At 42.6% G+C, this 20370-nt stretch carries 23 protein-coding genes and 1 other RNA gene; 20 read left to right on the plus strand and 4 right to left on the minus strand.

What is annotated here, in order from left to right:
- Positions 1–69: 69 nt before the first annotated feature.
- Positions 70–459 carry an SA1362 family protein gene (locus CVD23_RS11155; protein ID WP_245917292.1) on the minus strand — a complete coding sequence of 130 codons (390 nt, stop codon included), beginning with the start codon at positions 457–459 and terminating at the stop codon, positions 70–72.
- Between the two features lie 57 nt (positions 460–516).
- Positions 517–1461 carry a DUF1385 domain-containing protein gene (locus tag CVD23_RS11160; protein ID WP_101666059.1) on the minus strand — a complete coding sequence of 315 codons (945 nt, stop codon included), beginning with the start codon at positions 1459–1461 and terminating at the stop codon, positions 517–519.
- Positions 1462–1661: 200 nt separating this feature from the next.
- On the opposite strand from CVD23_RS11160, the gene CVD23_RS11165 reads away from it, so the two are divergent.
- From CVD23_RS11165 to efp, 3 genes are all read left to right on the plus strand, one after another.
- Entirely contained in the window at positions 1662–2177 is a 516-nt protein-coding gene (locus CVD23_RS11165; RefSeq protein WP_101575647.1) for a YqhR family membrane protein, read from the plus strand.
- A gap of 115 nt (positions 2178–2292) precedes the next feature.
- Complete coding sequence (locus tag CVD23_RS11170) at positions 2293–3354, plus strand: M24 family metallopeptidase (protein WP_101575648.1); 1062 nt, start codon at positions 2293–2295, stop codon at positions 3352–3354.
- Between the two features lie 20 nt (positions 3355–3374).
- Positions 3375–3932 carry an elongation factor P gene (gene efp, locus CVD23_RS11175; protein ID WP_101575649.1) on the plus strand — a complete coding sequence of 186 codons (558 nt, stop codon included), beginning with the start codon at positions 3375–3377 and terminating at the stop codon, positions 3930–3932.
- A 103-nt stretch (positions 3933–4035) separates the two neighbouring features.
- Here efp and CVD23_RS21965 read toward each other — a convergent pair whose 3' ends face one another.
- Positions 4036–4206: a hypothetical protein gene (locus CVD23_RS21965; protein WP_180955637.1), complete on the minus strand. Its 171-nt coding sequence runs from the start codon at positions 4204–4206 to the stop codon at positions 4036–4038.
- 124 nt (positions 4207–4330) lie between these two features.
- On the opposite strand from CVD23_RS21965, the gene ssrS reads away from it, so the two are divergent.
- Positions 4331–4513, plus strand: a non-coding RNA gene (ssrS, locus tag CVD23_RS11180) — 6S RNA.
- A 90-nt stretch (positions 4514–4603) separates the two neighbouring features.
- Here ssrS and CVD23_RS11185 read toward each other — a convergent pair.
- Complete coding sequence (locus CVD23_RS11185) at positions 4604–5269, minus strand: SIMPL domain-containing protein (RefSeq protein ID WP_101575650.1); 666 nt, start codon at positions 5267–5269, stop codon at positions 4604–4606.
- A 197-nt stretch (positions 5270–5466) separates the two neighbouring features.
- On the opposite strand from CVD23_RS11185, the gene CVD23_RS11190 reads away from it, so the two are divergent.
- From CVD23_RS11190 to CVD23_RS11275, 16 genes are all read left to right on the plus strand, one after another.
- Positions 5467–6492 carry a LacI family DNA-binding transcriptional regulator gene (locus CVD23_RS11190; protein ID WP_101575651.1) on the plus strand — a complete coding sequence of 342 codons (1026 nt, stop codon included), beginning with the start codon at positions 5467–5469 and terminating at the stop codon, positions 6490–6492.
- Between the two features lie 138 nt (positions 6493–6630).
- Entirely contained in the window at positions 6631–8742 is a 2112-nt protein-coding gene (locus CVD23_RS11195; RefSeq protein ID WP_101666060.1) for an amylo-alpha-1,6-glucosidase, read from the plus strand.
- 81 nt (positions 8743–8823) lie between these two features.
- Entirely contained in the window at positions 8824–10092 is a 1269-nt protein-coding gene (locus CVD23_RS11200; RefSeq protein WP_101666061.1) for an ABC transporter substrate-binding protein, read from the plus strand.
- A 148-nt stretch (positions 10093–10240) separates the two neighbouring features.
- Positions 10241–11140: a carbohydrate ABC transporter permease gene (locus CVD23_RS11205; protein WP_101666062.1), complete on the plus strand. Its 900-nt coding sequence runs from the start codon at positions 10241–10243 to the stop codon at positions 11138–11140.
- Positions 11141–11160: 20 nt separating this feature from the next.
- Positions 11161–11988: a carbohydrate ABC transporter permease gene (locus CVD23_RS11210; protein WP_101666063.1), complete on the plus strand. Its 828-nt coding sequence runs from the start codon at positions 11161–11163 to the stop codon at positions 11986–11988.
- 270 nt (positions 11989–12258) lie between these two features.
- A complete protein-coding gene (gene spoIIIAA, locus CVD23_RS11220; protein WP_101666124.1) occupies positions 12259–13182 on the plus strand; it encodes a stage III sporulation protein AA in 924 nt (307 codons plus the stop codon).
- On the plus strand, positions 13183–13698 hold the full coding sequence (spoIIIAB, locus tag CVD23_RS11225; RefSeq protein ID WP_101666065.1) for a stage III sporulation protein SpoIIIAB: 516 nt from the start codon (positions 13183–13185) through the stop codon (positions 13696–13698). It begins immediately after the preceding gene.
- Between the two features lie 18 nt (positions 13699–13716).
- Positions 13717–13923 carry a stage III sporulation protein AC gene (spoIIIAC, locus tag CVD23_RS11230; protein ID WP_101575658.1) on the plus strand — a complete coding sequence of 69 codons (207 nt, stop codon included), beginning with the start codon at positions 13717–13719 and terminating at the stop codon, positions 13921–13923.
- An 8-nt stretch (positions 13924–13931) separates the two neighbouring features.
- A complete protein-coding gene (gene spoIIIAD / locus CVD23_RS11235; RefSeq protein WP_101575659.1) occupies positions 13932–14327 on the plus strand; it encodes a stage III sporulation protein AD in 396 nt (131 codons plus the stop codon).
- A 35-nt stretch (positions 14328–14362) separates the two neighbouring features.
- Positions 14363–15562, plus strand: coding sequence for a stage III sporulation protein AE (gene spoIIIAE / locus CVD23_RS11240; RefSeq protein ID WP_101666066.1), 1200 nt, complete (start codon positions 14363–14365; stop codon positions 15560–15562).
- 10 nt (positions 15563–15572) lie between these two features.
- A complete protein-coding gene (spoIIIAF, locus tag CVD23_RS11245) occupies positions 15573–16208 on the plus strand; it encodes a stage III sporulation protein AF (protein WP_101666067.1) in 636 nt (211 codons plus the stop codon).
- On the plus strand, positions 16195–16863 hold the full coding sequence (spoIIIAG, locus tag CVD23_RS11250; protein ID WP_101666068.1) for a stage III sporulation protein AG: 669 nt from the start codon (positions 16195–16197) through the stop codon (positions 16861–16863). The genes spoIIIAF and spoIIIAG overlap by 14 nt, the downstream gene beginning before the upstream one ends.
- Positions 16864–17424, plus strand: coding sequence for a SpoIIIAH-like family protein (locus CVD23_RS11255; protein WP_101666069.1), 561 nt, complete (start codon positions 16864–16866; stop codon positions 17422–17424).
- 396 nt (positions 17425–17820) lie between these two features.
- Complete coding sequence (gene accB, locus CVD23_RS11265) at positions 17821–18324, plus strand: acetyl-CoA carboxylase biotin carboxyl carrier protein (protein ID WP_101666071.1); 504 nt, start codon at positions 17821–17823, stop codon at positions 18322–18324.
- Between the two features lie 17 nt (positions 18325–18341).
- On the plus strand, positions 18342–19700 hold the full coding sequence (accC, locus tag CVD23_RS11270; RefSeq protein ID WP_101666072.1) for an acetyl-CoA carboxylase biotin carboxylase subunit: 1359 nt from the start codon (positions 18342–18344) through the stop codon (positions 19698–19700).
- A gap of 16 nt (positions 19701–19716) precedes the next feature.
- Positions 19717–20124 (plus strand): Asp23/Gls24 family envelope stress response protein, encoded by a 408-nt coding sequence (locus CVD23_RS11275; RefSeq protein WP_101575666.1) that lies wholly within the window; start codon positions 19717–19719, stop codon positions 20122–20124.
- Positions 20125–20370: the final 246 nt, after the last annotated feature.

Raw genomic sequence — 20370 nt, forward strand, 5'->3', positions numbered from 1 at the left:
GCCACAACGGCATGTTAGGGACTTTCACCCATTAGAGCGAAGCGCTGCCAAGCGCACAAAAGACCGGGCTCAAAAGGTGGCCCGATCTTTCTTTTTGCCTTTTTTTCCTTCGATCACGGTGAGGTGGGAAGGATGTTTTTTCGTTGCCTTATTTTTGCGTAAAGAAGCAAGTGACCGCACGTTTGCCCGCTGCTTGTTCTGACCGCCGTCTTTATGATGTAGTCGTTTTTTTGATTTTTTCGCTGCCTTAACAAATGCCCGCTGCTCTTGCTTCTCAGGGCTGGATTGGTAAAAGCGGCGGAAAAGAAAATAAACTGCTGCAACAATCAAAACAATGACAGCTATTCTTTGTAAAAAACCGGCCGGATTGCTTATCAAGCTGCCAATAATTCCGATAGCCGCTAAAATGGTGATACAGATAGCCATAATACTTGCAGTCCGATTTTTCAAGAATGCCACCTCCCTAAGAGCATGATGAGCATATTTTCCCTCTTTTAAACTTCTTTGCTCCGCCTTTTACACAATTTCTTCCGCTTTCAAATTGTCTTCCTTTTCTTTTTCCTTTTTAAGAAGTTCTTTAAACGAAAGAATCGCCACTTCTACTTGATCATTTTTTGGTTCCTTTGTTGTAAGGAGTTGGAGCCATAAGCCGGGCAGTCCTAAATATTTTAATACAGGTATATCGCGAAGCTTATTGGTCAGCTGGAGGACTTCGAAAGAAATTCCAAGCACGACCGGGATCAGAGCCAAGCGATTTAACACCCTCACCCATAAAGGCTCGGTGGGAACAAGCAAATATACAAACATACCGACGATTACAGTGAATAAGATAAAGCTGCTGCCGCATCGGTAGTGGAGACGGGAATGAGCCTGCACATTTTCAACGGTCAGCTCTTTGCCGGTTTCAAATGTATTGATGACTTTATGCTCTGCACCATGGTATTGAAACACTCTTTTAATAACGGGGGTCAGCGATACAAAGTAAATATACCCGAGAAGGAGGATAAGCTTAAAGAAGGTTTCAACCAATATTTGAGAGAGATCGCTTGAAAAAACAGGTTTTGTCAATGCTGCCAAAAAAACCGGAATAAGTGTAAACACAAATTTTCCGAACAGGAAGGTCAATACTCCTACCGCAGCAACCCCGAGTACCATTGCCAGCTTGGAGACTTCCTCTTCTTTTATTTGGTGGTCTTCATCCGGGTCGACATCGTATCGTTCTGTCGAAAAGTTCAAATGCTTGGAACCATTGGCACTCGCCTCAATGATGGCTACAATTCCCCGCAAGAAAGGGATCTTTTTCAAAATTTGGGCGACCGGGTTTGTTTTTCGTGGTAATTCAAAATACTCGATTGCCCCATTCTTTCTGCGAACAGCTGTCACATAATGATGTTTGCCGCCGAACATGACGCCTTCGACAACTGCCTGCCCGCCGTAAACGGGCTTTTGACTTTTAGCCATAATTACACCAACCTATATAGTGAACTTGCACAAAACAGCACAGGAATTACAAAAGCTGCATGTACCTTAACTCCATTTTACTAGAAAATCGTGAAAACCTCTATACTCGAAGACTGTTGAAGTCTTGAATTAATAATTTATTTTATTATGATGCAAGGAATAAATGCCCGTGGACATAATAAAAATGGAGGTGGAAAAAAATGTCCGAACAGCAGGGGCCATTGGAACAGAACCAGCAGGAAAAAACAATGTCGTTTATAGCGATGGTTATTTTGACCGGATTTTTTGGCGGCATTTTATGGAGTGGTTTGGCATATATTGCTTATTTATTCAATTTCACGAACATTCGTCCCAATATTATTCTTGAGCCGTGGGCACTTGGTGACTGGAAGGGGCAATGGCTTGGGACGATTATTTCGATCATTATGATCGGTATTATTTCGATTGCTGCTGCATTATTATATTATGCGGTGCTTCGAAGATTTCGCAGCATGTGGGTTGGAATTGGGTATGGAATTGTGTTATTTGGTCTCGTTTTTTTTATCCTGAATCCAATATTCCCGGGAATACGTCCATTTGCTGAACTGAACAGAAATACAATCATTACATCCATCTGTTTTTATGTTTTATACGGTGTATTTGTCGGCTATTCTATTTCTTATGAAGAAAATGAACTTAGAATTCGAAAAAAGCAAGAGGCTGATGTTGTAGCCTAACAAAATGAATATTTTCCGTGCCCGGAATAAACTGAATGCAGAGACACTTTGTGGTAGAATGTTCATATTGGACATTCTTTTTTAACATTGAACAATGCAAAGGAGAGAGGATAAAATGGATAGGCTAGAAAAGCTTCGCGCTCATTTTGACAAACTCGGAATAGACGGATTGCTGATTACAAGTAACTACAACCGTCGCTATATGTCGCAATTTACGGGATCTGCTGGCGTAGTCCTAATCAGCGCTGAAAAGGCTCTGTTTATTACAGATTTTCGTTATGTTGAACAAGCCGAAAAACAATGTAAGGGGTTTGAAATTGTCCAGCATAAAGGTCTAATTCCTGATGAAGTTGCCAACCAGGCTGAAAAAATCGGCATTAAAAGGCTTGGATTTGAACAGGATCATTTAACTTTCTCTGGATATACAGCATATGAAAAAGCTGTGAAGGCCGAGCTTGTTCCGATATCCGGAGCGATCGAAAAGTTACGCTTGATTAAGACTGACGCAGAGATTAAGATATTAAAAGAAGCAGGGGCAATCGCTGATGCCGCTTTTAAACATATTTTAGAATTCATTCGTCCGGGGATCACAGAGTTGGACGTTTCGAATGAACTTGAGTTCTTTATGAGAAAGGCCGGCGCAACGTCATCTTCTTTTGATATCATCGTTGCATCGGGTTCACGGTCAGCACTCCCGCACGGGGTCGCCAGTGAGAAAGTGATTGAAACCGGTGACTTTGTTACACTGGATTTTGGAGCGTACTACAAAGGATATGTTTCAGACATTACAAGAACCGTTTCCGTAGGTGTACCTGATGAGAAGCTGAAGGAAATCTACAATATTGTCCTTGAAGCCCAATTGCGGGGGATGGCAGGAATCAAGCCGGGAATGACGGGAAAACAGGCCGATGCGTTAACTCGGAATTTCATCAGTGAAAAAGGCTATGGTGACTATTTTGGCCATTCTACAGGTCATGGAATCGGGCTTGAGGTCCACGAAGGTCCGGCGCTGTCCATTAAGTCAGAGATCGTTCTCGAACCGGGAATGGTTGTCACAGTTGAGCCGGGAATATACATACCGGGCCTTGGCGGAGTCCGCATTGAAGATGATACGGTCATTACAAACGATCATAATAAAACGCTGACCCACTCTACGAAAGAACTAATCATTCTTTAATTGAAATAGGAGGACATTAGATGATTTCTGTTAACGATTTTCGGACAGGATTAACCATTGAAGTCGATGGCGCAATCTGGCGCGTATTGGACTTTCAACACGTTAAGCCTGGTAAAGGAGCGGCGTTTGTCCGTTCAAAACTGCGCAATCTGCGAACTGGAGCCATTCAGGAGAAAACCTTTCGGGCCGGTGAAAAAGTAGCTAAAGCACAAATTGATAACCGCAAAATGCAATATTTATATGCGAATGGTGACGAGCATGTATTCATGGATAATGAATCGTACGATCAAATAGAGCTTCCCGCTAATTCAATCGAATACGAGCTAAAGTTTTTAAGAGAAAATATGGAAGTATTCATTATGATGTACCAGGGCGAGACGTTGGGAATCGAGCTTCCAAACACCGTTGTTCTCGAAGTGGCTGAAACTGAGCCGGGAATCAAAGGAGATACGGCATCAGGTGGAACTAAGCCTGCTATTCTCGAAACAGGCTTGAGCGTTCAGGTTCCATTTTTTATTAACCAGGGTGACAAGTTAATTATTAATACAACTGACAGCTCATATGTTTCCCGCGCCTAATTATTGAATAGGATAACCCCGTTTTCACGGGGTTATTTTTTAAATTATGAGCTTGTTGAAACCGGGTTTGGGAATCCGATTTTCCAGTTTTAATGCCTGGCTCTCAATCGCCATCATTTTCCCGATATATGTCCCGGCCTCTCGCACCTACTGAAATATCGGTGTTGTTTCGGCTATTGTAATCATGATCTGATTCTCGACGGTTATCGATGGCTCCCTGGAGATAAACTGATTTTCGTTGGTGCTTTTGAAATTGCCTGTGATCTTGATTCATGCTGATCTTTGCCCCCTTTCATCTCTTAGTTTTGTCTTTCGGCTGAAAAATATTAAGAAGATTAGAGGACAAGGCCAGCATTTCCCTGTTGAGTGATCGGGTATTTTCGGGTATTATAATAATATAAACGCTGCGTTGTGCGCCATATATGAAGTTTCAACCTTTAGTTAGTTTAAGGGAGTCTTACAATAAGGACTGAACGACAAGCCTTCATTATGCAGAGGACGTTGGGAAAGACTTTGCGGACACCCACCTGTTGGAGCAGGTTATGAAACTCCATATTGAAGGCGGCAACTGCGGCTGTTACATATTTTTTTAAAAACCGGTTCATATCTGAACTGGTTTTTTGTTGTTTTTACTGACTGTTCTCCAGATAAACATTTCCCAAAAATCCATACTAAGCATAATACACATACTCAGCTTTCACGGCTGCCTTAATAGTGAGCATCCCTTGCTCAATTGGAGTTGCTGCCTCTGTGGAACTGCTTAACACCGCACTGTGAAAAATGATCGGCTCCCGGGTTTGTGGGTTCTCGATGATCAAAGAAGGAGTTTTAATGAGCTGGACGCCAATCGTTTGCGCGATAACTGCTGCTTTGTTTAAACTGTCTTGCACCGCAATGGCCAAGGCGCGGGCGTACAATGTACCCTCGTTGGAAATCGTAAATTCGATGCTTCTCACGATATTAGCTCCATTCGCAAAAGCTGTGTCGACAACTTTTCCAGCCTGACTAATAGCATCAATCGTTATTTTCAATAAATAAGTAACCCTGTAGGCGCGGAATACTTGTTTTCCATCGACATAATCGTATTGAGGTTCAGCACTGTATTCAAAGGTTTGGATTTTTTCTCGTGGCAGGCCCAATCGAAGCAAAGCCTGGATGACATTGGTTATGATATTGGAATTGAGCTGCTGAACCTCAAGCAGTTCCTTGCCTTCTGTGATCGCACCTAATACTACTTCAGCTCGGTCAGGCGGGGCGGAGACAGTTCCTTCCCCATTAACCGTTAATACATTTCGAGCCTGATGGCGATAAGGGGAATTGCGTTGAATAAACTCCATTTTGTTCACCTCTTATTTTCAAAAAAACACATATTTATATGTACGGTTTAGTTTCTCTTTTCATGCATAAGTGTTCAGGTGTGGTTAGGAGATTCGAAAAACTTTTTTTAAAAAAGTAGTTGAAATCGTTTTCATCGTATTGTATGATCTTAATCAAGAGTAATCCAAAACGTTTCGGATTCGGGAGGAAAGTATAAATGACTACGATTAAGGACATCGCAAAAGTCGCCGGAGTTTCTATTACAACCGTTTCCCGAGCTCTTAATGGTTATTCAGATGTGAATGAAAAGACAAGAAAAAAGATTATGCAGGTTGCCAAAGACTTGAATTATAGCCCGAACACTTTAGCAAGAAGCCTGGTCATGAATAAGTCAAAGACGATTGGATTAATAGTTTCAGGCATGACAGAAGCGAACAAGAAAGACAATTTTACATTCGAGGTTCTTTCCGGGGCCAATGATTGTATTTCGGAAAGAGATTATGACCTGGTTTTATTTAGTACCACTACCGCCAAGCAAAGAGAAAAAACCTATTCACAATTGTGCAGAGAACGAAGAGTAGATGGAGCTATTGTGCAAGGAATGAAAATCGATGATCCATATTTAAAGGAAGTCATTGAAAGTGATATTCCGTGTGTGCTTATTGATATCCCTATTGAATCTGATACGGTAGGCTATGTTACAACCGACAATGTTTTGGGCGCTCGAAAAGCAGTTCGGCATTTAATCGAGTTGGGCCATAAAAATATTGCCATGATCAACGGCCACAATCAGGCCTATGTAAGTATAAAAAGGCTTGAAGGATATGAGAAGTCATTGCAGGAAGAAGGGTTTCCTGTAAATCAAAGCTGGATTCTTGATGGCAGCTTTTCTGAAGAAAAAGCGTATGAACAGACGTTGGTCCTGTTGAGAAATCATCCTGAAGTTACAGCATTATTTTGTGCCAGTGACTTAATGGCTCTTGGAGCAATCAAAGCAGCAAAAGCTTTGGGTATGGATGTTCCACGTAATTTGTCAGTAATCGGGTTTGATGATATATTGCTATCTTCATATTCTACGCCCCAGCTATCAACAGTAGGGCAAAATATTTTTCAGCTTGGCTACCAGGCGGCAAATTTGCTGATTGATATGCTCGAAGTCAAAACAAAGTCGCATGTTTGTATTTTGGATACTGAACTGATTGCCAGAGAATCAACATGCAAGGCTCAAAATGACCAAGATTAATTCAACCGTCAATATGCGAAACAGGCATTCTTAATTCGGTGCTTCGTGCAATTACGGAGAGATGTCAAAGTACACCTGCAAAAATGATTGCCGGTAAAATCCGAAACGTTTCGGAAAACAGTATTAAGGAGGAGCCCCATGGAATACAGAGTCATTAAGGAAAATAATTTATTTCTTTTAACGGATGAAAAAGGGAACATCCCGGAGAATCACACTTACGGATTGGGTTTGTACCGTAATGATACTCGATTCTTAAGCAAGCTTGATATCAAAATTAATGGACAAGAGCCAATTCTATTGTCATCTGATGCCAAAGAAAATTATATGGCTACCATATTGTTGACAAACCCTCATATGGAGAATGACGGTTCACTTGTTTTATGGAGGGAATCAGTCGAAATTGAACGGACAAGATTTATAAATGAAGGGATTCTATACGAATCTATCAAAGTGAAAAATTACTTTCCAAAGTCGGTGCAATTTGATCTAAGCGTGCACATGGATGTCGACTTTACAGATATGTTTATTGTACGCGGATTTCAAAATGGAACAATGGGTAAACGTACCGGACAGAGTATCGAGGGCAACTCAATAACTTACAACTATCTTGGCGCGGATAAGGTTAGCCGTCGTTCGTTAGTATCCTGGGATCAGGACGCAGCAACGGTTGAAGAAGGCGGGAATGTTTCGTTTAACATTTCTTTACATAACGCTGAAGAGAAAACGATTACATTTACGATTCAGCCTCTGATTGGTGCAGAAGAGCCCAAAAAGAATATTGAGATTGCGGATGCGATGTCCCGGCTAAAAGCTTCTTACGAGGCTTGGGGACAGGAGATTACGAAGGTTCATACAGATTATCTTCCATTACAAAAATTAGTAGAGCGGGGAATTGATGACGTAAGAGTTCTGCTGACCGATGTAGGTTACGGCAAGTTTCCTGTCGCCGGATTGCCTTGGTACGGTGTTCCGTTCGGGAGGGATAGTCTAATCGCAGCATTGCAAATGCTGGCTTTCAATCCTGAGATTGCAAAAGGAACCTTGTTGACTATGGCAAGCAGCCAGGGCAAGAAGGTAGATCCATGGAGAGACGAACAGCCGGGAAAAATCATGCATGAAATTCGCTATGGTGAACTCGCGGCAACCAATCAAATCCCGTTCACTCCTTATTATGGAACGATTGATGCGACACCATTGTTCTTAATTCTACTCTCGGAATATGTCAAGTGGACAGGTGATTTGGAGCTGGTGAAACAGCTGTCTCACAATGTGGAAGCCGCGCTTAATTGGATCGACCATTACGGCGATCGGGATGGAGATTTATTTGTTGAATACCACCAGGAGTCCAGCAAGGGAATTGCCAACCAGGGCTGGAAGGACTCAGGAGACTCAGTTGTACACAGGAACGGTGAGTACGCTGACACACCGATTGCCTTATCCGAGGTTCAGGGTTATGTATACCACGCAAAAATAGGGATTGCCAACATTTATGAAAATTTAGGAAAACCTGCAGAAGCGCTGGCATTGCGAAATCAAGCTAAGCAAGTAAAGGATCGATTTGATGAAGCGTTTTGGATGGAGGATGCCAAGTTCTATGCAATTGCTCTTGATGCCAACAAGAAACAGGTCGGAACGATCACTTCAAATCCTGGCCATGTTCTACTATCTGAAATGCTTGAAAAGGACAAAGCTGAAGCAGTAATAAATACTCTTTTATCTAAAAAAATGTTTTCCGGCTTCGGTATTCGCACTATGGGTGAAGGCGAGTCTGCGTACAATCCAATGAGCTACCATGACGGAAGTATTTGGCCGCATGATAACAGTTTAATTTTGCTGGGTATGAGCAAACTTCTCCGTCAGGATGCGGCAAATATAGTTATTGAAGGATTGATACATGCCGGTGCCCATTTTGAATACGATAGGCTTCCGGAGCTGTTCTGTGGCTACGATGCTTCAATCGGAAAAGCGGTTAAATATCCGGTTGCGTGTTCCCCACAAGCCTGGGCAGCAGGTACGCCGCTTGTATTTATCCAGTCGCTGCTCGGACTATTTCCGGACAGCATTAACAAGGTGATTCAACTTTCTCCTGCATTGCTTGAGGACATGCAGGAGTTGACTGTCAGCGATATAGCCATCTGCGAAGGACATTTATCCATCTCGGTTACCAGAACTGAAAATACGATCAATGTTCAGGTCCTCAAGAATACGACAGGCTGTGAGCTGGTGTTTAAGAAAGGAGAAAAAGTTTAACGTTAAGCTACATCGCTCTTTAGGAGAGAAACCTCCTTTAGATATATTAATTTTAAAAATTTTGAAAGGGGAATTTCAAAAATGAGGTCAAAAAAATGGATGGCGTCACTGGGGATTACTTCTATGCTGGCTGCCAGCATCTTAGCTGGCTGCAACGGCAGCGATGATACATCAAAAAGCGGCAGCAACGGGGAATCCGGCAGTGGAGAAAAAGTCGAAGTAACACTTGCTGGCTGGGGTGGCAATCCTACTGAAGAGAAACTGCTCAAACAGACGATTTCTGATTTCGAAGAAAAACACCCTAATATCGACGTAAAGCTTGAAATTATTTCTGAGCAATACATGGATGTTATTAAAACGCGTTTAATCGGCGGTGAGGGTCCTGATGTGTTTTATCTGGATGCATTTGAAGCACCGGGCCTTATTCAAACTGGTGTAATTGAACCTCTTGATGGATACGTAACAGAAGAGTTTGATGTCGATGATTTCGAGAAGCCTTTGTTGGATGCTTTCAAGGTTGACGGTCAAACATATGGATTTCCTAAAGATTATTCAACACTAGCTTTATTCTATAACAAGAAAATGCTTGAAGAAGCAGGCGTTGAAGTGCCAAAAACATGGGATGAGCTTCGCGAAGCAGCCAAGAAATTGACCAAAGACGGAGTGTATGGTTTTGGCGTGGCTCCTGAGCTTGCCCGTATGTTCTGGCTTGCCGAGTCTGGTGGCGGAGATGTTGTAAAGGATGGCAAAGCAAACTTTGCATCACCTGAAGTTGTCGAAGCGCTGCAACCTATTATAGAAATGCATAATGCTGATAAGTCTTCAGTTGAACCGAAAGAAGTCGGCGTAACATGGGGCGGAGAAATATTCGGCCAGGGGAAAGCAGCCATGGTTATCGAAGGGAACTGGGCGATTCCTTATTTAGCAGATACATTCCCGGATATCGAATATGCAACCGCTGAACTTCCAACCGTTAACGGCGAAAAGTCGACAATGGCATATGATGTTGCTTATGTAATGAACGCTGCTTCCGAAAAGAAAGAAGCATCATGGGAATTACTTTCTTACTTAACTGGCAAGGAAGGAATGGAGACTTGGACAAGCCTTGGTTATGCCTTGCCTTCAAGAAAGTCTGTAGCGGAAAAGCTTGGATTTGACAAAGATGAACTGCGCGCTCCTTTAGTAGCGGGTGCATCCTATGCAACAGTATGGTCAGAAGGTGCAAACCTGCCAATTATCGTGAATAACTTTAACAACCAGTTTTTAAGCGCTTTCCTTGGTGACCGTCCTCTTGATGAGGCATTGGAAGAAGCTCAGAAACAAGCAAATAATGAAATTGAATCACAATAATCTACTGGGGGTGAGGGGAAAGAAAGTTTCCCCTTTCCTTTCCAAACTGTAGACCTCTTTCTGCCCGAAGTCCATTTGAACTTCGGCAGAAAGAGGTCTCACAGCTAATGGATGAGCTTCGTTACGAATTTCAAAAGGAGTGTTAAAGATGAAAAGCTTATTTTCCGCCAGGAAACTGCGTGAAGCAGGCCAGGGCTATACTTTTATGACACCTGCTCTATTCGTCTTATTACTATTTATAATTGGCCCGATCTTTTATATTATCTTCTTGTCCTTTCATAAGGTACAGCTTTTAGGAAATATAAGTTATGACTTCGTTGCTTTTGATAATTTTACTAGAATACTGGGAGATACGAGGGCAAAGATTGCGCTTTGGAATACATTTAAATACGTAATCATTGTGGTTCCTTGCCAAACTCTGCTTGCACTTATTCTCGCAGCAACTCTTAATGCAGGGTTAAAAGGGCAAACATTCTTCAGAATTGTTTACTTCCTGCCTACTTTAACTTCTTCCGCTGTGCTTACATTAATTTTTATGTGGATGTATAACAAAGAAGGCTTGATTAACAATGTGCTGGATTTCATAGGCCTTCCAACATACAATTTTTTGGGAGATCCGAATATAGCGCTTAATGCGATCATGTTCATGAATATCTGGTCAACCGCACCGTTCTTTATGGTCATTTATCTGGCTGCATTGCAGGGAATTCCTGATTCTTTATACGAAGCAGCAGAACTGGACGGAGCAAATGTATTTCATAAATTTTGGCATATTACCGTTCCAAATTTGCGCCCGGTTACATCGTTTGTGGCGATCATGGGTTTGATCGGTACATTCCAGTTGTTTGATCAATCATACATCTTCTCTGCAGGTTCAGGAGGACCTGATAATAGTACCCTAACAGTTGTTTTATTAGTCTATCAATATGCATTTAAAACACTGGGAACAATGGGATATGCAGCTGCACTTTCATTCTTGCTCGCATTAATTATCCTTATTGCGACCTTATTGCAGCGTAAAATTTCCAAGGAAGAGTCCTTATATTAAAAAGGGGAGGAGAAACAATCATGAAGAAAAAGCCGGGCTTTGGGAAGATCTTTTTATATACGATCCTGATACTTTATGCAATTACAACGTTGGTCCCGTTTTTATGGGCGCTATCATCATCGTTTAAGACGCTCCAGGAAATTGTCAGCGGAGCGTTAAGCTTTATCCCAAAGGATTTCACACTGGATAATTATAAGCAGATATTCATTGAACAGGAATTATTCCCTCGTTGGATGTTGAACAGCATTGTGATCGCGACAATTACTACAGTCTTGAATTTAATTTTCAACTCAATGGCAGGTTATGCACTTGCCCGCCTTGCGTTCCCTGGGAAAAAATTGCTGTTTATCGTTATCCTTGGTGTGTTGATGATTCCGGTTCAAGTAACGATGATACCAAACTATTTAATTTTAAAAGAATTCGGCTGGCTTAATTCTTATCAGGGCATGATTGTTCCGGCAATGATTAACGCCACTTACATCTTCATGATGCGCCAGTTCTTTATTAACTTCCCGAAAGAACTGGAGGAAGCAGCTGAAATCGACGGGTTAAGCCGTTTCGGCACATTCTTCAGGATTGTGCTGCCATTGGCTAAGCCGGCATTGGCAGCACAGGCGCTCTTTATTTTCATGGGCTCATGGAACGACTTTATGAGGCCGCTGATCGTCATGACCGATGCAGAGATGTTTACTCTTCCGCTCGGACTTAACACCTTTAAAGGGCAATTCGTCAGCTACTGGAATTACATCATGGCGGCATCGATGGTCTTTACCCTGCCGGTATTGCTATTGTACGCTTTCTTTAACCGCTACTTTATTAAAGGGATTTCTTTTACAGGTGGTAAATAACTTGGTTTTTATTAAAAAACAAAAAGGTCTTGTCCATGACAAGGCCTTTTCACATATACACATTGCCAGCCATAATCGCACCTCCTTCGAAAAAATCTTCTTCATCTTCCGTATAAATTATATTCGTAATTTTCCAAATGTTTTCCTGAAAAGCTCAGGCCTGTATGAAAGTGATCTTCAGCAAATTTTATGACGCTTGGTCATAAAGTGGCCGGGCAGGCATACATTTTTAATAACGAGAGCCTGTCTATCGAGGAGGAATCAATCATTGTGGAAACCGTTACAGCCTTTTTGCCTAAAGGCATTGCAGAAAAACTTAAGCAAATCCCTCCTAATCAATTAGAAGATATTGAAGAAATACGCGTAAGGATTCATCGACCCATCGAGATAACAGTCAAAGGGATGCCACGATTTTTATCATATATTGTTAAGCCTGAGGATGCGGAGCATTTGCTGAATAAGATCAGCCATTTCTCCATTTATACGATGGAGGAAGAGCTTAGGCGCGGCTATATCACCATCGAGGGTGGACACCGGGTGGGCCTTGGCGGCAAGGTGATTCTCGAACAAGGCATCGTCAAAGCGATCAGGGATGTTTCCTCTTTTAATATTAGAATTGCCAGAGAAAAGCTGGGAATTGCTGAGAAGCTGGTTCCTTACTTATACAGGGGTTCATGGGCCGATACGCTGATTATCGGACCTCCGCAAACCGGCAAGACGACACTGCTCCGTGATTTAGCGCGAATCATTTCGACTGGCAGTCCGGAAGCAGGTTTCGGCCCCTTTAAAGTGGGGATTATCGATGAACGGTCTGAAATTGCCGGCAGCGTTAATGGCATTCCCCAGTTAACGTTTGGCCCGCGTATTGATATTCTCGACGCGTGCCCGAAAGCAGAGGGAATGATGATGATGGTGCGCTCGATGAGTCCGGATGTACTGATCGCTGATGAAATTGGCCGGAAAGAAGACGGGGAAGCGGTTATGGAAGCCGTTAACGCCGGAATCAAGCTGATTATGACTACACACGGCAGTACGCTGGCTGAAGTTAAAAAAAGACCGACTTTAAGACCATTGATCGAACAGGACATATTTGAGCGATATATCGAACTGAGCCGTTCAGAAGGTCCGGGAACCATTACGAAAATAAAGGATGGTTTCGGACGCGAACTGAGTGGAAAAGCGAGAGTGACATAAATGCTGAAATTAATCGGTGCCGTACTCATTATCATTGCAACTACATGGACTGGCTTTGAAGCTGCCCGTCATTTAAGTGAAAGGCCGCGGCAGCTCCGGCAGCTGAAATCAGCATTGCAGTCACTCGAGGCGGAAATCATGTATGGGCATACACCATTGCATGAAGCTTCAAGACGTTTGGCTGCCCAGCTTCCAAAACCGCTCTCGCTCTTTTTTGAGGCCTTTGCCAATAAACTGACCGAATCAGAAACAACGGTCAAGGCCGCCTGGGAAGAAAGCTTAAATCACATCTGGAAGCTCACAGCTTTAAAGCTCGGGGAATTTGAAATTATGAAGCAGTTTGGGGAGACGCTTGGCCGGCACGACCGCCATTCCCAGCAAAAGCAAATTATTCTCACTCTTTCCCATCTGGAAAGGGAAGAAGCCGACGCCCGTGATAAACAGGCGAAATACGAAAAAATGGTCAAAAGTCTCGGATTCCTGTCCGGATTACTAGTCATCATATTATTGATGTAGCACTTAGGGGGAGAATTGATGGGCATAGACGTGGATGTGATTTTTAAAATTGCCGGGGTGGGAATAGTCGTTGCTTTCCTGCATACGATTCTTGATCAGGTTGGAAAAAAAGAATATGCCCAGTGGGTTACCCTGTTCGGGTTTATCTATATTTTGTTTATGGTGGCCTCAATTGTTGACGAGCTATTTCAAAAAATTAAATCTGTCTTCCTGTTCCAGGGGTAAAGGAGGGACTGGCGATTGAGATTATCCAAATTGCAGGAGTGGCCTTAGTAGCTACTTTCCTTGCATTAATCGTGAAGGAGCAAAAACCGAATTTTGCTTTTCTATTAATCGTTTTTGTTGGATGTGCCATCTTCTTATTCCTTGTTGATCAGATCTATCAAGTTATCCATATGGTCGAAAAAATAGCCATAAATGCGAAAGTAAACATTATTTATGTAGAAACGATATTGAAAATCATCGGCATTGCCTATATTGCCGAATTTGCAGCGCAAATCACGAAGGATGCGGGCCAAGGTGCGATCGCCTCAAAAATCGAATTAGCCGGCAAAATTTTGATACTGGCGATGGCTATCCCGATCCTGACCGTCATGATCGAAACTGTCATTCAACTAATCCCGAATTAAATCGAAGCAGGATTCCATTAAAAAGAGGTGGTACCATGAAGCAGCGGCTGCAGCTAATGATCATCCTTATTTTTGCATTGTCCTTTGTATTCGTCGCAACCGTACAAGCCTCACCTGAAACAGATCAGCAAAATCCTGCATTAAATGCAGAAGAGATGGCCAATGCCCAGCTTGACACGCTCAATATAGAGGAGCTCAAACAATTCTGGGAAGACATCCTGTCTGAATACGGCGGCTTTTTGCCCGAGAGCCAGAAAGGAAGCCTATACGATTTTATTAAAGGGGACAAGCACTTTTCTTTACGGGAGTGGTTCTCGGGCGGTTTAAAATTTTTGTTTCATGAATTTCTTGTTAATGGGAAACTGCTTGGCTCTTTAATCATGCTGACGATTTTCAGCATGTTTTTACAATCACTGCAAAATGCTTTTGAAAAAAGTAACGTCAGCAAAGTAGCTTATATGATTGTCTTTGTTGTGCTGATGATTATTGCTCTAAATAGCTTTCACGTTGCGATCAGCTATACGAACGAGGCGATCGGCTCGATGATTCATTTCATTCTAGCACTTGTCCCGCTTTTGCTTGCATTAATTGCAGCTTCGGGAGGCCTGGTTTCGGCGGCTTTTTTTCATCCAGTTATCCTTTTTTTAATGAATACGAGCGGCTTGCTCATTCAGTACGTCGTTTTGCCACTCCTGTTTCTATCAGCACTGCTCAGCATTGTCAGTATTTTAACCGAGCATTATAAGGTCACCCAGCTGGCCCAGCTGTTGCGAAATTGGAGCATCGGCCTGCTCGGGTTGTTTTTAACCGTTTTTTTGGGAGTTATTTCTGTACAGGGTGCGTCAACTGCGGTAACCGATGGAGTTACGCTCAGGACAGCAAAGTTTATAACCGGAAATTTTATACCGGTTATCGGGAGAATGTTTACCGATGCGACGGATACAGTGATTAGTGCTTCCGTCCTCCTTAAAAATACAGTTGGTATAGCCGGAGTGATTATATTGCTGCTAATCGCTGCGTTCCCTGCCCTTAAAATTTTGATGATTGCCTTTATTTATAAATTTGCTGCTGCGATTTTGCAGCCGCTTGGCGGGGGTCCAATTATTGCCTGCCTTGATGTGATTAGTAAAAGTGTTATTTACGTGTTTGCTGCGCTGGCGATCGTTTCGTTAATGTTCTTTTTAAGCATTACCGTTATCATTGCCGCCGGCAACCTAACGATGATGGTCCGATAGGGGGAGAAGCATGGACTTTATCACAGAATGGATCACGAATATTATTTTGTTTGTGTTGCTGGCAACTGTGCTGGATATGCTGCTCCCTAATTCTAATTTTCAAAAGTATTCAAAAATGGTCACCGGCTTGCTTCTGATTGCGATTATTTTAACACCGATTCTAAAATTTTTTTCTTCTGATTTTGAAGCGGCCGTTGCTTCGATCCCGGTTTTTGAGAGCCAGCGCGATCAAAGCATGGGAAATTTGATAGAAATGCAGAAAAAAGAAATACAAGCATCCCAACATGCATATATTTTAGAACAAATGGCTGTCGACATGGAAAAGGACGCAAAAAAGGAGTTGATGGACCAGTACGGATTGGAAATTGCTAATATAGATGTTTTAGTAGACGAACAAGACCAGCATGAATTCCCGGAAAACCTGCAGAAAGTCATCGTTCAACTGAAATATCCAGACGCTGGACCCGAGGCAGTCGAAGCAGTAAAGAAAATAGAAATCAATACAGAACAACCTCTTCCATCAAAGCGACCTAACAATCAAACAAGCAAAATCGTTTCTCTTCTCTCGCAAAAGTGGAATGTTAATGAAAGCACTATCGAAGTGACGATTGAAGGGGGGAATACCGAAGTAAATGGACAAGGATAAAGGGCCGTTGACATGGTTAAAAAATCAGTTTTTCGGGGATAAACAAGCTGATAAAAAACCGGGTAAATACCATTACTTACTATTGGTCCTTCTTTTCGGTGCTGCCATCATGTTAATCAGCAACATGCTTTTCAGTGAGAAGCCATCTGAAACAGCTTTGCCAGTGATGAATGGCAATGAAGAAAATAAAAGCGATGATGTTGAAGCATTCGGACAGAAGAGTACTGGTGGAAATAGCGTGATTAAAGACTATGAAGAGGCTTACGAAGTCCAGCTGAAAGAAGCCCTTGAAGGTATTGTTGGTGTAGATGACGTCTCCGTTGTCGTCAATGTTGATGCCACCGAAAAAAAAGTTCTCGAAAAAAACAAGGTGACTCAATCCCAAATAACCGAGGAAACTGACCGGGAAGGCGGGAAACGCATGGTTGAAGATATGTCAGAGGATGAGCAGCTTGTAATTATCCGCAATGGCGAAAAAGAAGTTCCGATCGTTTTAGAGACAAAGAAGCCGGCAATCCGCGGTGTGCTCGTCGTTGCTAAGGGCGCAAATAATATTCAAGTGAAAAAGTGGATTATTGAAGCAGTAACAAGGGTGCTGGACGTCCCGAGTCACAGAGTTTCAGTGATGCCAAAGAAAACAAAGGGGGATTCATAAATGTTATTAAAAAAGCAAACAGTCTGGTTGTTAACAATGTTAAGTTTAGTAGTCGTTTTGTCCGTCTATTACATTACTTCTCCTGAACAGCAAAGCAATGACTTCGCAGGAGTAGAGGAAGAAAAAAATCCCCAGGAAGCTGAAAACGGTGCACCAGACACTCCAGCAGCTGAGTCAAAGGACGAAAGCATGGTCATTTCCGGTGCTGCAAGCGATGATGTATTTGAAGAGCTCCGCCTTGAACTCAACGATAAGCGCAGTGAGCTGAAAGAGCAATTAACAGAGATGATGGCTTCTTCTGAGTTAACCGCCGAGGAAAAAAGCGAAGCTTACGACCAGATGAAAGAATTAGATGCCATCGCCGAAAAGGAAGAAATTTTGGAGACATTGATCATAGCGGCAGGCTATGATGATGCGCTGGTGCGTGCTGATGGAGATAAAGTCCTGATTACAATTAAAGCGGAAGAAAACACCCCTAAAGCGGCAAATGAAATTATCCAAATGGTGAAATCAGAGATTAATGAGCAAGACATAGCCGTCAGGTTCCACGGTTCCAAATAGGCTGTTCTCAATCCGCTGAGTACAGTGGGTTGGGAATTTTAGCCTCAGCAGACAAGGATTTATCCTTGCATGGGAGAAGCATCGGTATGGAGAGCCGATGCTTTTTCTATGAAGACAATTCTTCATTGGATCATGAAAGAGCGTTGGGCACCTACAGGTATTGTTATAATACATACCTCGCTTCGTATTTGCTCCTCTCCCCGAGTGTGCAACCATTATTCGATAAATGGTAATGAAAACCTTTTCGGAAAAATTCACAATTATGATAAAAAATATTACAATAGGGTGGAGAGGCTTTTTTATCTTGTGACTCTCGAATACATTGTTGAACTTTGAGCAGGTCTTATCGTATGATATTAGAAGCTAGTCTTAATTAAGAAGGACAGAGGTGTAATCATGTTGAAGGTGCAAGAAATACGTGAACTGATAAAGCTTGTTGATCATTCAAGCATTGACGAATTTGTTTTTGAACAAGATGGTTCAAAAATTAAAATGAAAAAGAACAAAGCAGAGACAACTGTGGTCGCTCAGCCAATCAATGAAATCCCTGTTGTGGAAACTGTAAAACCGCAACAATCTGCTCTATCTGAAGTTAACCAAGAAACTCCTGCAGAGGAAAAACCCGCGGCCAGGGAAGAAGCAGCTCCTGAAGCTACGAATCTACATAAGATCACATCCCCAATGGTTGGGACTTTTTATCAATCATCATCACCAGATACTCCTGCATATGTAAAAGTGGGATCAAAGGTCTCCAATGACTCCATCGTTTGTATTGTCGAAGCGATGAAACTGTTCAATGAAATCGAGGCTGAAGTGAATGGCGAAATTGTTGAAATTTTAGTGAGTGACGGGCAGCTTGTAGAATATGGCCAGCCTTTATTTCTGGTTAAGCCTGAATAAGGGGGGCTAATTTTATCATGATAAAAAAACTGTTAATCGCAAACAGAGGAGAAATCGCCGTTCGGATCATCCGTGCTTGCCATGAGATGAATATTGAAACGGTGGCAGTATACTCGGAAGCTGACAGGGAATCTCTTCATGTTCAGCTTGCGGACGAAGCTTACTGTATTGGACCGACAGCTTCAAAGGACAGCTACTTAAACTTTACAAATATTATCAGCGTTGCCAAATTGACCGACTGTGACGCGATCCATCCAGGGTATGGATTCCTCGCCGAAAATGCAGACTTTGCTGAACTGTGCCGGGAAGTGAATATCACGTTCGTGGGCCCAAGTCCCGAAGCAATCACGAAAATGGGCACGAAGGATATTGCACGGGAAACGATGCGCGAGGCTGGCGTTCCGATTGTTCCTGGCTCGCAGGGAATACTTAAATCGGTCGATGATGGTGTGGAACTCGCAAATAAAATCGGTTTCCCGGTTATCATTAAAGCAACAGCCGGCGGTGGCGGGAAGGGAATCCGCATCGCAAGAACAGAGCAGGAGCTGATTAAAGGGATTACTATTACCCAGCAGGAAGCATTGACTGCTTTTGGGAATCCAGGCGTTTATCTTGAAAAATTTATCGAAGATTTTCGTCACGTCGAGATTCAAGTCCTCGCGGATGGTTATGGGAATGTTATCCACCTTGGCGAACGCGATTGCACTATCCAAAGACGACTGCAAAAACTGCTGGAAGAAACCCCTTCACCGGCCCTCGACGGGGAAATTCGTGAAGAAATGGGAGATGCAGCTGTAAAAGCTGCAAAAGCAGTTGATTATTCAGGCGCTGGCACGGTAGAATTTATATATGATTATCGCAATCGCAAATTTTACTTTATGGAAATGAACACAAGGATTCAAGTTGAACACCCGGTAACTGAAATGGTCACCGGTGTCGATTTGATTAAGGAGCAAATCAGGGTGGCGTCCGGAGAGAGGCTTCGCTTAAAACAGGATGAAGTCATCTTTACCGGCTGGGCGATCGAATGCAGAATTAATGCTGAAAATCCTGAAAAGAACTTTATGCCATCAGCCGGAAAAATCAATACGTACTTACCGCCAGGCGGATTTGGAGTCCGGATTGATTCGGCTGCGTATCCCGGATATACGATCCCGCCGTACTACGATTCAATGATTGCGAAGGTCATCACATACGGAAGCAGCCGGGAAGAAGCGATTGCCAGAATGAAAAGAGCTCTGAATGAATTTGTTATTGAAGGCATCCATACGACAATTCCGTTTCACTTAAGGCTGCTGGACCATGAGCAATTTGTAGATGGTCAATTCAATACGAAATTTCTGGAACTGTATGATGTGATGAAATCGGATAAATAATTTGGAGGTGCATGAAATGAGCGAAAACAACATTCTTGAAATGAACAAAGAGAATACAGGGCTTGGCAAAGTCGAAATTGCTCCAGAAGTAATCGAGGTTATTGCCGGAATTGCCGCCTCAGAGGTGGAAGGAGTTTCGCAAATGCGCGGAAACTTCGCAACTGGTGTAGTTGAAAGGCTCGGCAAAAAAAACCATGGCAAAGGCGTGAAAGTCGAGCTTACCGAACAAGGAATCAAGGTTGATGTTTATTGCCTGATGAAATTCGGCGTCTCAATCCCGCATGTTGCCCAGAAAATCCAGGACAACATTCGTCAGGCACTGCTTAATATGACGGCTTTAAACGCAGAAGAAGTAAACATTCATGTCGTCGGCATTCAGTTTGAAAACCAAAAGCAGGAAGCCGAAGAAATTGAAGAGATTTAATAAACAAACCAAAGACATCTGCTGTCTTTGGTTTTTTTAATGACGTTGTCTAAATAAACAGGAGTATGCCGTAGGAAACGAATAATATTATCTGAATGTTAAATGACCGTTCGTTTTTCAGTTAAAGAATTTTATGAAATTTATTCAGATAATAGTGAAATTCCTGTTTAGTAAGCAAAATAACGAAAGAGACCGTGCAGAGCAAGTCGACTTGTGCTATTATCTTGTTATGAATTGAGACTATAG

Origin of the sequence: Bacillus sp. V33-4, from assembly GCF_002860225.1 — a bacterium.
GTDB lineage: Bacteria > Bacillota > Bacilli > Bacillales > Cytobacillaceae > Bacillus_BJ > Bacillus_BJ canaveralius.